Below are 13,970 nucleotides of genomic sequence, written 5' to 3' on the forward strand. Positions count from 1 at the left end.
GACTCCTCGCCTACTTCGACCACCCCTACACCAACGCGATCCTCGAAGGACTCAACAGCGTCATCCAGAACGTCAAGACCCGAGCCCGCGGATTCAAGAACATGGGCTACTTCAGCACCATGATCTACCTGACCTGCGGCAAACTCGACCTCAGCACCGTCACCACCTGACAGACCCACCCACACCAAACAGCGAAAGGCCAAATGAATTCATGACCCGCATCACCGGCCTCGCCAAGAACGCCGAGTGACATTTTCCAAACTTCCCCTAATGGAGAGAAAGAAATAAAGGAAGAAAATAATGACACAAACCACTACAACTCCGGTTGCAGACCCGTGGACTGACCCGGAAACCAGCAACAAGATGGCCATCAAGGCGCTGATTCTGCTGCTGATCACATTCATCCTCGGCACCCTGTGCCTGCAGGGCTTCAACCTGGTGTTCACCCAGGTTGGTGAAGATGTAGGAGCTCCGGCACAGGCTTCGCTGATTACCGCATTCCCATCATTGGTGCTCGGCATCGTCTGCTTTATCTACGGTTCTCTTGGTGATTTCGTTTCCCTGAAGCGACTGGTCGTCGCCGGCCTCGTGACCCTGCTCGTCGGTTCCCTGTTCGGCTTCGTGGCGAACTTCTTCTTTACCGCGAACATCTGGACCGTGATTATTGCTCGTGTGCTGCAAACCGCAGGTGAACAGGTCGCCGGTTCCGTGTTCCTGGTCATCGCCACCAAGTACCTGAAGCCGTCGCTTAAGGTCATCTTCTTCGGCCTGTACACCGCCGCCTACCAGCTGTCTGCCTCCATTGGCGTGTTCGCAGCCGGTGTGCTGAGCTCCATCGCATGGCAGTACCTGTTCCTCATCCCTGTGGTGACCATCTTCTTCCTGCCGACCCTGCTCAAGAACCTGCCGGGCCGTCAGGGCGGCAACGAACACGTTGACTGGCTTGGCTTCACCATCTTCGGTTTGGCCAGCGCGTTCCTCACCCTGTTCTTCTCCTACATGGCATGGTGGATGCTCGCCGTGGCCGTGGTGCTGTTCGCCATCTTCGCCGTGTACATCCACAAGGCCGCCAACCCGTTCATCACCCCGGAGTTCTTCAAGAACACCCGTTGGTTGGCTGCCATCAGCCTGATTCTGGTGTTCTACTTCACCAACTACTGCATCTCCCCGCTGTTCAACGCCATCGGCACCTCCGTCTACGGCATGACCACCGCACAGGTTTCCACCTACATTGTGTGGGCCTTCGTGTGCGCTGCAGTGGTCGGCACTTCCTCCGGTTGGATTATCGGCAAGATCGGTCGCCAGCCAGCACTGATCACCGCCGCATGTCTGATGATTGCCGGCTTCGTGACCGCAGCCTTGGCTGTCAACGCTGGCTTCCTGGTGCTCACGCTCACCGCATGCCTGTTCTACTGCGGTGTGGGTCTGCTCTACTCCCCGGTGGTTTCCACCGTGATCGACACCTTGCCGCAGAGTGAATCCGGCCGTGGCGTGGGCATGAACGATTTGGTGATGAACGTCACCGCTTCCATCGGCATCACCGTTATCGGCGGCCTGATGGGCTCCCAGTCGTTGGCCGGCTCCAGCATCACTGGTGCCATCGGTGCGGCTGCCGGCTACGCCAATCTGCTCCTGATCGGCGGTGGCGTAATGCTGCTCGGCCTGATCGTGTTCCTCCTCTTCCGCAAGAAGATCTACAGCCAGAACTGATAGTTCAACTGATTGAAGGGCTCGCATACAAATTGGTTCTCTCCAGTTCGTATGCGAGCCTTTTCTCACCTGCAGTAAATACGGCAATACCCCAATTGGGCTCCCCTCTGAAGAGTGGAGCTGTCGGCGAAGCTGACTGAGGGGGAATTTTACATATATTAAGGAGATAATCAATGACGATTACCTTAGCCATTGAAGGTTCAGGTTTCACTTCGCGCACTCGCGATGACGTACAGTATTTCGATCACTCGCTATTTCTGATTGATGAGCATGGCATCATTCAATCAGTATTGGAACCAGATGATGAACGGTACCAAGCGGAGCGAGCGCAAGCACAGGAACGTGGCATCTATCATGCTATTGCCGAAGGCTCCTATCTGCTGCCGGGCTTCATCGACCTGCATGTTCATGCTCCGCAATGGGCGCAGGACGGTACCGGATTGGATGAGCCGTTGGAGGTCTGGCTCGGCAAATACACGTTCCCCACAGAAGCCAAATTCGCTGATGAGGCTTTTGCTCACAAGGTGTATGAGGATTTGGTGAGCCGCATGCTCTCTACCGGCACCACTACGGCATCCTATTACGCCACCGTTGACCGCAAGGGTTCTCTGGTATTAGCTCAGGAAGCCGTCCGGCTCGGCCAGCGCGCTTTGGTGGGCAAGGTGGTGATGGATGACCCTGAAGCTAATCCGGAATATTATCGTGATGCTTCCGCTCAGGCGGCTATCGAGGAGACAGAGCGGTTCATCGAAGAAGTCGCCGAACTCAGCCAGAGCAGTGTGCAGGGCGTGTACCCGGTAATCACCCCGCGATTCATTCCCAGTTGCACGGATGAGGCATTGCGCGGGCTTGGTGAACTGGCCGCGCATTATCATGATGTGGCCTACATTCAAACCCATTGCAGCGAAAGCGATTGGGAGCATGGTTACGCGTACGAGCGCTATGGCAAAAGCGATACGCATATGCTGCATGAGTTCGGATTGCTGACCGACCGCAGCATTCTGGCGCATAGCGTGTATCTGTCCGAAGAGGATATGGAAGTATATGCGCAAACCGGTGCGGTGGCTGTGCATTGCCCGCTTTCCAACGCGTTCTTTGCCGGATCGGTGGCGCCGATTCGCCGTTACTTGGATGCCGGTATGCATGTGGCAATAGGCAGTGATATTTCCGGTGGATACAATCCGGACTTGTATGGCGCAATTCGTCAGGCAGTGACATCCTCGCGCATGCTGGAAACCGGTGTGAATCGTGATTTGGCAGCAGGGGAGAGGGGAGTGGCGAACAGTGCCCTGACCTTGAACAATGCGTTCTATGTGGCTACTGCCGGTGGCGGCGAATCTCTGGGCTTGCCGATTGGACGCTTGGAAGCCGGATATGCTTGGGACGCTCAAGTGGTCGATACCAAGTTCCCGAGCGCTCGTCTGCCTATTTTCGAGGACAATGAGCCAACTTCAGATATCTTCCAAAAGATTGTGAACCTTGCTGTACCGGAGAACATTCGTACTGTCTGGGTTCAGGGCCGTGAGGTGGTAAGTAAATAACAGTAATGGCCTTCCGATAAGGAAGGCCATTACTCGTTTTTGGCTCCTCTCTATGAGGGGAGCGAGATGCACTTTGTTTTAGCGCGTGTTACTCAGCGGCGATGGCAGCCTTGAGCTCGTCCACCTTATTGGTGCGCTCCCACGGGAATTCAACATCGGTGCGACCAAAGTGACCATAAGCGGCGGTCTTCAAATAGATCGGACGCTTCAGATCAAGCTCGTCGATAATGGCTGCCGGACGTAGATCGAATACCTTACGCACAGCGGCGGCAATCTGGCCACGGGTCACGCCCTGCTCGGTGCCGAAAGTCTCCACATTAATGGACACCGGGTCGGCCACGCCGATAGCATAGGCCACCTGGACCTCGGCCTTATGTGCAAGACCTGCGGCCACGATGTTCTTCGCGACCCAGCGGGTGGCATATGCGGCGGAACGATCCACCTTGGAAGGATCCTTGCCGGAGAACGCGCCACCACCGTGGTGAGCGGCACCACCGTAGGTATCCACGATGATCTTACGGCCAGTCAGACCTGCATCGGCTGCCGGGCCGCCGAGAATGAAGGATCCAGTAGGATTGACCAGCTGACGGTAGCCTTCGTACGGCACCTTGTCGCCAAGCACGTCCTTCAATACCGGATCGATGACGTGCTCCTTGAGCTGAGCCTCAAGCCATTCGTGAGTAGCCTCAGGATCATGCTGGGTGGAAATCAGCACGGTGTCCAGACGAACCGGCTTGTCGTTGTCATCGTATTCCACGGTGACCTGAGTCTTGCCATCCGGGCGCAGATGCGGCACTTCACCGGACTTACGCACTTCGGTCAGGCGGAACGCGAGGCGATGCGCCAGATAAATTGGCAACGGCATCAAGACAGGAGTCTCATCGGTGGCGTATCCGAACATCACGCCCTGATCGCCGGCACCCTGAGCCTCATAACGCTCTTCACGGCTTGCTGCGGTTTCCTGAGCAGCGGAAAGACGGGAAACACCCTGATTGATTTCAGCGCTCTGGCCGGTGATGGCAACGATAACGCCACAGGAATCAGCGTCGAGGCCTACTTCGGAGGAAGTGTAGCCAATATTACGCAGGGTTTCGCGGACCTTGGATTGCACATCGCAGTAACCCTCGGAGGTAACCTCGCCGAATACCAGGAATACGCCGGTTGCAGCGGAAGTCTCAACAGCTACATGGCTGGTGGGGTCTTGGGCAAGCAAATCATCCAAAATGGCGTCGGAGATTTGATCGCAAACCTTGTCAGGGTGGCCTTCGGTTACGGATTCTGCGGAAATAAGCCGCTTCTCTTCAGTCATATCATCCCTTTCGTTAGGACTTATCGCCCCGCTGAAATGCGAGGCACAATGATACGGTTCTTCAATTGTTGATACAGCAGAGCGGACATAACAAAAGGGCTCGTGCCAACCAGCGCGGTGGCGCGAGCCCTGTGCATGTTTGCTCTTGTTCGATTTATAGTCTATTGATGTGAGCAAGGCAAGTGTGTCGGCTGAAAATCAGCGAGTGATGTGCCTTACACCAATAGTTTCCCTCGAAGGAGCGAAGGTCGATCAGTTGCCCTCGTTGACGTCGTCCTCACCCAAGGTTTCCTCGAGCAGGCCCTCGTCGATTTCGCGGAATGCGATGGACAGCGGCTTTTCGTTGTTCTGGTATTCCACCAGCGGGCCAACGTTCTGCAGCAGACCCTCGTTGAGCTGGGTGAAGTAGGAGTTGATCTGACGCGCGCGCTTGGCGGCGAAAATGGCCAGCGCGTACTTGGAGTCGGCGTGCTTCATCAGGTCGTCAATCGGCGGATTTGCAAGACCGGTGGGGTGCGGGTCAGTGCCGAATGCCTCGTTACCCTTGACCTCGGTATCTTCTGCCATAAGTATGTGTCTCCAAACGTTGGAAAATCTATCTCAACCGAAGCAAGTGTAGCCTTGTGGCGGGACTTCAGGCCAATCGTCCGTCAGCTTTGCCTACTTACCAGTTTGAGACATAAGAAGTGCCGTGGCTGGGTGTGAAAAAGGTTACATTTTCGAAAATTCCATTATTCGACTCTTGACAAGAGCCGTGTCCCATGCAAGGGCTTGAATGGGGTTATGACTGAAATGCGATCTGCAAAACTCATGTCCGGCCGCGTCTTCGCAGGCGCGCGCGCCCTGTATCGTGCCGCTGGCGTCAGCGGCGACGACATGGGCAAGAAGCCCATCATCGCCATCGCGAACTCTTTCGATGAGTTCCTGCCTGGCCATGTTCACCTGAACAAGGTGGGTCGTATCGTCTCCGAAGCCATCAAGGAAGCTGGCGGCATTCCCCGCGAGTTCAATACGATGGCCGTGGATGACGGTATCGCTATGGGCCACACCGGTATGCTCTACTCCCTGCCTTCCCGCGATATCATCGCCGATACTGTTGAATACCAGTGCAACGCTCACTGCGCTGACGCTCTGATCTGCATCCCGAACTGCGACAAGGTTGTGCCGGGCATGCTGATGGCTGCACTGCGACTCAACATCCCGACTGTGTTCGTGTCCGGCGGCCCGATGGAAGCCGGCACCACCGTGCTCGCTGACGGTACCGTTAAGAAGAACACGGATTTGATTTCCGTGATGTACGCCTCCGCAGACGACAACGTCTCCGAAGAGGATCTGCTCAACTATGAGAAGACCGTCTGCCCGACCTGCGGTTCCTGCGCCGGCATGTTCACCGCCAACTCGATGAACTGCCTGACCGAGGCCATCGGTCTGGCACTGCCAGGCAATGGTACGATTCTGGCCTCCCACTCCTACCGTAAGGACCTGTTCAAGCGTGCTGCCGAACAGGTGGTCAAGATTGCTAACCAGTACTACCGCGATGACGATGACTCTGTGCTGCCGCGCTCCATCGCCACCAAGGAAGCCTTCGAGAACGCCATGACTATGGATGTGGCTATGGGCGGTTCCACCAACACCGTGCTGCACATCCTGGCAATGGCCCAGTCCGCAGACGTGGACTTCACTCTGGATGATATCGAGCGTATTTCCCACACTGTGCCGTGCATCTGCAAGGCTTCGCCGTCCGGCAAGTGGGAGATTTCCGATGTTCACCGCGCAGGCGGTATCACCGGCATTCTGGGCGAGCTCGACCGTGCCGGCAAGCTGCACCGCAACGTGCACTCCATTGACTACCCGACCCTTGAGGACAAGCTCAACGATTGGGACATCATGCGCCCAACCTGCACTGAGGAAGCCAAGCAGATGTACAAGGCCGCTCCTGGCCACATCATCTCCCCGGAGCCGTGGACGCACACCACCCTGTTCGACACGCTCGATACCGACCGCGAGAACGGTGCCATCCACGACATCAACCACCCGGAGATTCACGAGGGCGGCCTCGCCGTGCTGCGTGGCAACCTGGCTCCTGACGGCTGCGTAGTGAAGACCGCAGGCGTGCCGCAGGAGATTTGGAAGTTCCGCGGACCGGCTCTGGTGGTCGAATCCCAGGAAGAAGCCATTAAGGTGATTCTGGACGACACCCTGAAGCCCGGCATGGCTCTGGTGATTCGTTACGAAGGCCCGAAGGGCGGCCCGGGCATGCAGGAAATGCTGTACCCGACCTCCTTCGTCAAGGGCAAGGGCATCGGCAAGCAGGTGGCTATGCTCACTGATGGCCGCTACTCTGGTGGCTCCTCCGGCCTGGCCATCGGCCATATTGCTCCTGAGGCTGCCAACAAGGGCCCGATCGCACTCATCAAGAACGGCGACATCATCAACATCGATATCGAGAACCGTTCGGTGAACGTGGAGCTGACCGACGAGCAGCTGGCCGAGCGCCGTGCTGAGCTCGAAGCCGGCGACGGCTACGTGGCTCACCGCGACCGCAAGGTCTCTCAGGCGCTGAAGGCCTACGCCGCCTTCGCCCGCTCCGCCGACAAGGGTGCTACGCGAGATCCTGACCTGATCAACAAGCTCTCCGGCCTCGCCTGATAGGTATTGGGACATTTCCGGCTCCTCTTGTCAGGGGAGCTGGCGGTGAAACCGCCTGAGAGGTAGTTCCACAGGAACACTGCAATAGCCTTTCGCCAAGTCGCGAAAGGCTATTTTTGTATCGTATGTTGAAGAGACTATGAATTTGTAAAAGGTGTTTATGTGAGAATATATGCAAATAAAGAGGAACTCAAAGCTGAAATAAAAAAAATCATTTGAAAAATATATTTCAGAATTTGATAATATACCGGAATCTTTAAAAGATAAGATAGTCGATAACGTTGATAGGACTCCGGCTGAGAACCTCGCTTATCAAGTTGGATGGACGACGTTGGTCCTTAAGTGGGAAAAGGATGAAAGAAACGGACTCCAAGTACATACTCCATCGGATGATTTTAAATGGAATCAGCTTGGTGAGCTATACCAGTGGTTTAATGATGAGTACGCTCATTTATCGCTCAATGCTTTAAAAGCTCAATTAGAAGAAAACGTTAATTCTTTATATGCATTGATTGATTCTATGAGCGAAGAGGAATTATTTGCTCCACATATGAGGAAATGGGCTGATGAAGCAACTAAAACAGCAGTGTGGGAAGTCTATAAGTTCATACATGTGAATACTGTCGCACCATTTGGGACCTTTAGAACAAAAATCAGAAAATGGAAAAAGATAGTGCTATAGATTTTGCATAACACGCATCAATAATGATTGATGAATCTGATTGTTGCAAAGCGGTACTTCGCATCCGTATTTAAGTACATCATTATTGCAGTACGGAATTAGGCAAATCGATAGATAAGGATGTTGATGTGTCTAATGAAGTAGGAGCCTAAGCAATACCAATCAAGAGATGATGACGGATGATCATTTGCCCATAGCCTGAGCAAGTGCGTCAAAGAAAGCGGTGCAAAATGTCCAATCGAACTGGTGGAAAATGTACAGTCAGAATGGTGTAAAATGTAAGATGAAAATGGTATAAAATGTAAGATGGAGTTGGGGATATGACACTCAAGCCGGATGAATATAGGCCGAGGCTGCTTGATACGCCTGTTTCGAAAATGCTCAATGTGTTTGGAGCGGTGCAGATCGACGGTGCGAAATGGTGCGGCAAGACATGGTGCGCGCTGTCGCATGCCAATAGTGTTACCGGGCTTGATGATTATCGTGTTCGTCCTTTAGCCGAAGCAGATCCAACCATGCCGCTTATCGGTGATCAGCCACATCTGATTGATGAGTGGCAGACTGTTCCTGCTGTACGTGATGCCGTCCGTCATGCAATTGATCAGACAGCCAATCGTGCTGGACAATACCTGCTCACTGGATCAAGCGCTCCTCCATTGGAGCAGTATGAGCATAGTGGTGCCGGACGGATTGCTCATTTGCGTATGCGTCCAATGAGCTTGTATGAGCAGGGTCTTTCCACTGGTGCAGTCTCGTTGCGGCGGTTGTTTGAGGAGGATTTCGAGCCTGCATCCACGCAAACGTCGTTGGCACAAATCGCGGAGTGGACTTGCCGTGGAGGGTGGCCGGCCTCATTGGACAGGGATCTTGAAAGCGCTTTATATATTCCGCAGCAGTATCTTGAAGCTGTATGCGAGGATAATGCGCCTCGAATGGGGAAGAACCCGGAACTGACCCGACGTATCATCATGTCGCTGGCTCGAAACAACACGAAAGCTGCCACCGTAAAAACGTTGAGCAGAGACCTGTATGCGGCTGACGAGGCAGCTGATACTGAGCCGGCTCGATCCACTACTACCAGTTATGTTGACATGTTGATTCGTGAATTCCTTATTGAGGAATTGCCGAGTTGGGATGCTCCTATCAAAGCGCGGAACCGAATGCGTGTGAAGTCCAAACGATATTTTGTGGATCCTTCACTTGCGGTTTCGGCATTGGGTATGAATCCTTCTCGCTTGTTGACCAATGGTCAGGTCTTCGGAGACATGTTTGAAAATCTGGTGATTCGTGACCTGCTGGTTTATGCCTCCGCTTGGGTAGGCATCGAGCATCCCAAAGTCTATTTCTATCGTGATGACAAAGGTCTGGAGGCAGATGCCATTATTGAATTGGCGGATGGCCGATGGGCTGCGGTCGAAATCAAACTCGGTGAGAACAAAGCTCAGGAAGGTGTGGATTCACTTATCAAAGTGCGGAACACCATCATGGCTAACCCTTACTCACAGCAGCAGGAACCGTCTTTCCTGATGGTGATTGTTGGCAATGGTTTGTTCGCCAGAAAAACACCGGAAGGCGTATATGTAGTGCCGATCACGCTACTTGGAGCCTGATTGGTGCGTGCTGATTAATGTTGAGCTACTGGAACAGATCATAAGGTTCCAGCGGTGGAACATGTACAGTCAGAGAGGTGGAAGATGTGTGATCGCTCTGACTGCACAACGATATGGGAAGCCACTACCTCGCGCAGGCGGATTCGCTGAGGCGAGCGCCGCGGGCCCAGTCGGCGGCGCGCATGGCTTTCTTGCCCTGCGCCTTGACCTGAGTGAGTTCCAGTGCTGTGGTGCCGGTGCCGACCCAGACGTTCTTCTTACCGGCTTTGATTTCGCCGGGCTGCAAGTCGGTGGGGGTGTTCGGATGGGTACTATCAGCCAGCTGTGCGGTGAGCACATGCAGCGTGAGCGGCTGAGCGGCAGCCCCTACAGATTCGGTGTCTGCGGTTTCCGGCAAGCCTTCTGCATACAACTTGGTCCAAGCGCCGGGATGCGGGGTGCAGGCACGAATCTGACGGTCAATGGCCTCAGCCGAATCAGCCCAGTTGATGCGTGCGTCTTCCACGGTGATCTTGTGCGCGTATTCCAGGCCTTCGGCTGGCTGCGGTGTGAACGTGGCTGTGCCATCGCCAACAGCGGCTAGCGCATCCACATACATGGGTGCACCTTCCTCCGCCAAACGCTCAAGCAGTTCGCCGGAAGTCTCGCGTCCAGTAAGTGCCACTGTCATCGAGGCTACGATCGGGCCATCATCCAAGCCTTCGCCCACCTTGAACACATCGGCACCAGTGGTGGCGTCTCCTGCCCAGATGGCGCGCTGCGCCGGTGCAGCGCCACGCCACTTCGGCAGATTGGAGAAGTGCAGGTTGTACCAGCCCATCGGTACCGCATCAAGCACGTTCTTCGGCAGAATATTGCCATAGGCGATGACGGCGGCGATATCCGCGCCTAGAGCGTTCAACGCATCCAAGAACTCGGGGGAGCGCGGCTTGGAATCGATGATCGGCAGTCCTAATTCCAATGCCGTCGCCTTCACCGGGCTGGGCATCAGTTTGCGGCCACGACCGGTAGGCGCATCCGGGCGGGTAATCACACCCACCACGTTGAAGCGCGGGTCAGTGGCGAACGCCTTCAGCGAAGGCACGGCCACATCAGGGGTACCTGCGAACACCAGTTTCAGCATAAATCTCCTTACGATGCATGACGAATCATGCCATGATATCGCCGTATCGAGCTCCCCTTCAGTCAGCTTTGCTGACAGCTCCCCTCACTCAGAGAGAGGGGAGCCAGAAGTCGGCGTTAATTCAACCTTATTGTGATCTATTGAACAGCTGGAATGTTGACACCGTTGGCGATAAGCAGTTGACGAAGCTTCACCGGATCTTGGAAGCGCACGCCACGAATGCCCACGGCATTGGAGCCCACGATGTTCATAGCTTTATCGTCAATGAACACGGCACCTTCTGCCTTGATGCCGAACTCCTTCAACGCAGCCTCATAAATCTCCTTATGCGGTTTGCGCAGCTTGACGAAACCAGAAACCAACTTGCCATCCAGCTGCTGCAGTATATCGCACTGTTCCTCAGCCACATGGAACAGACTGGCCTCCCAGTTGCTTAGGCCCCATACACCAATGCCGGCAGCCTTCAGATCATTGACCAGCACGCGCGCGCCCGGCACAATACCGGTCAGTGAATCACGGAAGTTATCAATGTAGTACTGCAGAATATCCGCCCACTTATCGCCTTTATCCTTGCGCATGATGGCGATGGCCTCGTCGGTACTCATGCCGCCATCCATCAGATCGTTGACATCATAGAAACCGGAAATATCGTTATCCAAGAATTCGTCGATGGTCTTCTGGCTATAGCGGGGGATGAGCACGGCTGCCGGATCCCAGTAAATCAGCACATTGCCGAAGTCGAAAATCACATTGGTAATTGGTTTGCCGGCATTGGCGGCTGCCTCGCCGTCCGCAACCAGCACGTCGTATTCCATATCCGGCTCTCCGGGCCAACCCTTCATTACAGCCTCTTTCCTGTAGTAGTGGATATGTATCAGATTCTATGGTTCCATGTGTAGGCGACTGCTGCGCCATAAATCAAGGCTCTATTAAACCAAAATTGACATGCCCCCTTAATTTTGGCTCCCCTTGTCAGGGGAGCTGGCGGCGAAGCCGACTGAGGGGTAGTTCTCCGGAGTCGTGTCAATCTTGGTTTACCAGAACCTAAATCAAATCCTTTGGATCGACTCGGAACCGCAATTCGCCCGGTTCACGCGCCGCCACATGGCGGGCCGTTTCCTGCTGCAAGCGTTCGGCAAGTTCAGCACGCTCGGTTTGCGGCACACGCACCACAGCTTTCACACGATCGGCTGTGGCCTCCAATTCGCGAGCATCCACAGTTTCCGGCTGGGGAATAGGAACCGGACCCAACATGCCAGGCAGTTCACCGCATACAGCCCAGTCGCCACTGAGCGCACCGATACGTTGCATCAGCGTCATCACAGCATCACGCCGGCCCCATATGCAAGCCGCTGCCACAGCAGGTGGCATGCCGGTTTCCACGCGCTCCTCCATATCTTTGGCGGCAAGAATGCGTGAATCCCACACCATCAACGATTGCGCTATCGCAGGATCCGTTTCACCCAGAATCAGCGCTTGACCCTCACGAGACCTCGGTGCGCACAGCGAAACCGCACGCATCCATGCGGTCAGCGTATCCAAGCGGGCATCCACGCCCAAAGCATACAGACTCGTCCACGCGTCGAGAATCGCCACGGCACGATATTCGCGCCCCGCCGCACCCTGTGAAGCTTCTACCGGGCGCACGCGTGGCTCGAATCCGGGCGTGGCAATAACAATCATCGGCTTGAACGGCACATCCGCCACCAGGCCTCGCGCTTTGCTAGACACCACCACCGGAACACCGCGGAACAGGCCGGCGAGCTCCTGCGCGGTGCCAGCCGCGCCCACCCGCACCACCCGCATACGCTCATGCTTGCAGGCCGGGCACTCCCAATTCAGCGTCGGAGCACCGCACCAACGGCATCGCGGTGTGCTATCCGACCGATCTGACGGTAATTGCAATGGTCCGGCACATTTCGGGCACCGAGCTTGCCGGTGGCATTTCGCGCAACTTAAGGTCTCGCTCATGCTGTCCTGCGGAATGGAAAGCAGCACGGGGCCGCTTTCCAAAGCCTTGCTGAGCACACGTACGGCAGTATGCGGCACGCGTGCCCCGATAGTGGGATCAGCAAGTCGAGTCAATTCCTCACGATTCAGCCAACGTACCCACGGCGTCGAATCCTTCAGCGGAGAGGCCAATGGATGAACCGCCGTGGAAAATCCGCTCACTGGGGTCTCCACTGTATCCGGCCCGGTATTTTCCCAGTGGCTTTGCGGTGTACGAGCATTGGCCATAGCCACAAATACGCCACCATGAGCCTTGGCTCGCAATCGCATCACACCACGAGCCTGCGGATATGGCATCATGCCATCCATGTTCTGATAGGCGGCATCCTCAAGAATCGCAAACAGTGCAGGTCCTTCAACCGGCGCATACGCTACGGCGCGTGTACCAATCACCACTTTCACCTGGCCCAATGCCACCGCCAGATAGGTACGGTATCGATCGGCGGCGGGCATGGCCTCAGCGTTAAGCACGGCTACATCGCCCACCCAGCCGCCGTTTGCGGCCGGGGCAAACGGCATCAAACCATAATTGCGCAGCACGGTAAGCAGATCGTTCACTTCCCGCATGGTCGGTAACTCCACGACGGCGCACTTGCCTGCGTTCAATGCCGTGGCCACCATCCACGCCATATCCTTCTGCCATTCCTGTGCGCCGGGCATCAGATCAAACACGAACGATTGGAATCGATTGCCGATAAGCGATTCCTGCAGCACATGGGCGTCACCATAATAAGTGCTAATTCGCTTGTACCCCTGTTCAGCACCTTTGGCAACCTGCGGGCCGAGTTGACGAGTGAACGATGCCGCTAGCCGTTGTTCCGCCTCGACTTTGGCCACGCGCGGAGGAACGGCGAAACGTAGAATATTCGCACGAGTGCCGCCGTATGCCTTGGCGATAAGCGCAATATCTTCCCGCATTGAAGCAGGAACCAGCACATCCGGGCTCATCACACGTTCCAGATAGCGCAGAGAAGAACGCGGTGTAGCGCTGGTGGCCACACGGTCCCAGATAATGCCATTGACGCGTTGCCCGCCGAACCGTACGCGAACCAGCACGCCGGGTTGCGCGGCATCACTGTCTTTCTCATCAATGAGGTAATCGAACGTCTGCCCTAAATGCAGAGCCTGCACTTCCAACACCACCTGGGCAATGGGATTATGTTCGGCAGGCGTATGCTCCGCGGGCGCACGTTTGCGGCGTTTGCGTGGGGCAAGCCCCGCAAACGCCAACTGTTCAGCACCCTCAAAAGTCATGGCACCACTATAAGCGGGGATTCGTGTCAGGGAAAATATTTTCCTTGAGATAAGCAAGCTCATGAAAGCCGCCGCAATGACT

General features: G+C 55.3%; 11 protein-coding genes and 1 riboswitch. Of the genes, 6 read left to right on the forward strand and 5 right to left on the reverse strand.

All coding sequences use genetic code 11. From position 1 onward, the window contains the following. The 3 genes from BISA_RS03215 to guaD all read left to right on the forward strand — a co-directional run. Positions 1 to 170 (forward strand): ISL3 family transposase (locus tag BISA_RS03215; RefSeq protein ID WP_033890200.1); only part of this gene is annotated, 170 nt, incomplete at its 5' end. Positions 171 to 300: 130 nt separating this feature from the next. Continuing rightward, positions 301 to 1,710, forward strand: a complete 1,410-nt coding sequence (locus BISA_RS03220; protein ID WP_033890202.1) for an MFS transporter — start codon at positions 301 to 303, stop codon at positions 1,708 to 1,710. A gap of 173 nt (positions 1,711 to 1,883) precedes the next feature. Beyond that, entirely contained in the window at positions 1,884 to 3,251 is a 1,368-nt protein-coding gene (gene guaD / locus BISA_RS03225; protein ID WP_033890204.1) for a guanine deaminase, read from the forward strand. A gap of 88 nt (positions 3,252 to 3,339) precedes the next feature. Here guaD and metK read toward each other — a convergent pair whose 3' ends face one another. Then, the gene (metK, locus tag BISA_RS03230) at positions 3,340 to 4,560 is read right to left on the reverse strand and encodes a methionine adenosyltransferase (RefSeq protein WP_033890205.1); all 1,221 of its coding nucleotides are present in this window, start codon (positions 4,558 to 4,560) and stop codon (positions 3,340 to 3,342) included. Next, a riboswitch (SAM riboswitch) is annotated at positions 4,556 to 4,616 on the reverse strand. (Overlaps the previous gene by 5 nt.) A gap of 196 nt (positions 4,617 to 4,812) precedes the next feature. Beyond that, a complete protein-coding gene (gene rpoZ / locus BISA_RS03235; protein WP_033890206.1) occupies positions 4,813 to 5,127 on the reverse strand; it encodes a DNA-directed RNA polymerase subunit omega in 315 nt (104 codons plus the stop codon). A 216-nt stretch (positions 5,128 to 5,343) separates the two neighbouring features. On the opposite strand from rpoZ, the gene ilvD reads away from it, so the two are divergent. From ilvD to BISA_RS03250, 3 genes are all read left to right on the forward strand, one after another. After that, the gene (ilvD, locus tag BISA_RS03240) at positions 5,344 to 7,209 is read left to right on the forward strand and encodes a dihydroxy-acid dehydratase (RefSeq protein WP_033890207.1); all 1,866 of its coding nucleotides are present in this window, start codon (positions 5,344 to 5,346) and stop codon (positions 7,207 to 7,209) included. 268 nt (positions 7,210 to 7,477) lie between these two features. Then, complete coding sequence (locus tag BISA_RS11880) at positions 7,478 to 7,891, forward strand: ClbS/DfsB family four-helix bundle protein (RefSeq protein ID WP_474847054.1); 414 nt, start codon at positions 7,478 to 7,480, stop codon at positions 7,889 to 7,891. 320 nt (positions 7,892 to 8,211) lie between these two features. Beyond that, a complete protein-coding gene (locus tag BISA_RS03250) occupies positions 8,212 to 9,501 on the forward strand; it encodes an ATP-binding protein (RefSeq protein WP_033890209.1) in 1,290 nt (429 codons plus the stop codon). Between the two features lie 124 nt (positions 9,502 to 9,625). Here the strand turns inward: BISA_RS03250 and fmt are convergent, their stop codons facing one another. From fmt to BISA_RS03265, 3 genes are all read right to left on the reverse strand, one after another. Beyond that, positions 9,626 to 10,624 (reverse strand): methionyl-tRNA formyltransferase, encoded by a 999-nt coding sequence (gene fmt / locus BISA_RS03255; RefSeq protein ID WP_033890210.1) that lies wholly within the window; start codon positions 10,622 to 10,624, stop codon positions 9,626 to 9,628. Positions 10,625 to 10,761: 137 nt separating this feature from the next. Further along, positions 10,762 to 11,466 (reverse strand): HAD family hydrolase, encoded by a 705-nt coding sequence (locus tag BISA_RS03260; protein ID WP_033890211.1) that lies wholly within the window; start codon positions 11,464 to 11,466, stop codon positions 10,762 to 10,764. A gap of 202 nt (positions 11,467 to 11,668) precedes the next feature. After that, positions 11,669 to 13,888: a primosomal protein N' gene (locus BISA_RS03265; RefSeq protein ID WP_033890212.1), complete on the reverse strand. Its 2,220-nt coding sequence runs from the start codon at positions 13,886 to 13,888 to the stop codon at positions 11,669 to 11,671. Positions 13,889 to 13,970 lie beyond the last annotated feature (82 nt).

It is taken from the genome of Bifidobacterium saguini DSM 23967 (assembly GCF_000741715.1).
GTDB lineage: Bacteria > Actinomycetota > Actinomycetes > Actinomycetales > Bifidobacteriaceae > Bifidobacterium > Bifidobacterium saguini.

Coding starts and splice junctions, on each gene's coding strand:
- metK (WP_033890205.1), bottom strand. CDS start 4,560: ATGACTGAAGAGAAGCGGCTTATTTCCGCAGAATCCGTAACCGAAGGC.
- ilvD (WP_033890207.1), top strand. CDS start 5,344: ATGACTGAAATGCGATCTGCAAAACTCATGTCCGGCCGCGTCTTCGCA.
- guaD (WP_033890204.1), top strand. CDS start 1,884: ATGACGATTACCTTAGCCATTGAAGGTTCAGGTTTCACTTCGCGCACT.
- BISA_RS03260 (WP_033890211.1), bottom strand. CDS start 11,466: ATGAAGGGTTGGCCCGGAGAGCCGGATATGGAATACGACGTGCTGGTT.
- BISA_RS03265 (WP_033890212.1), bottom strand. CDS start 13,888: ATGACTTTTGAGGGTGCTGAACAGTTGGCGTTTGCGGGGCTTGCCCCA.
- fmt (WP_033890210.1), bottom strand. CDS start 10,624: ATGCTGAAACTGGTGTTCGCAGGTACCCCTGATGTGGCCGTGCCTTCG.
- BISA_RS03220 (WP_033890202.1), top strand. CDS start 301: ATGACACAAACCACTACAACTCCGGTTGCAGACCCGTGGACTGACCCG.
- rpoZ (WP_033890206.1), bottom strand. CDS start 5,127: ATGGCAGAAGATACCGAGGTCAAGGGTAACGAGGCATTCGGCACTGAC.
- BISA_RS03250 (WP_033890209.1), top strand. CDS start 8,212: ATGACACTCAAGCCGGATGAATATAGGCCGAGGCTGCTTGATACGCCT.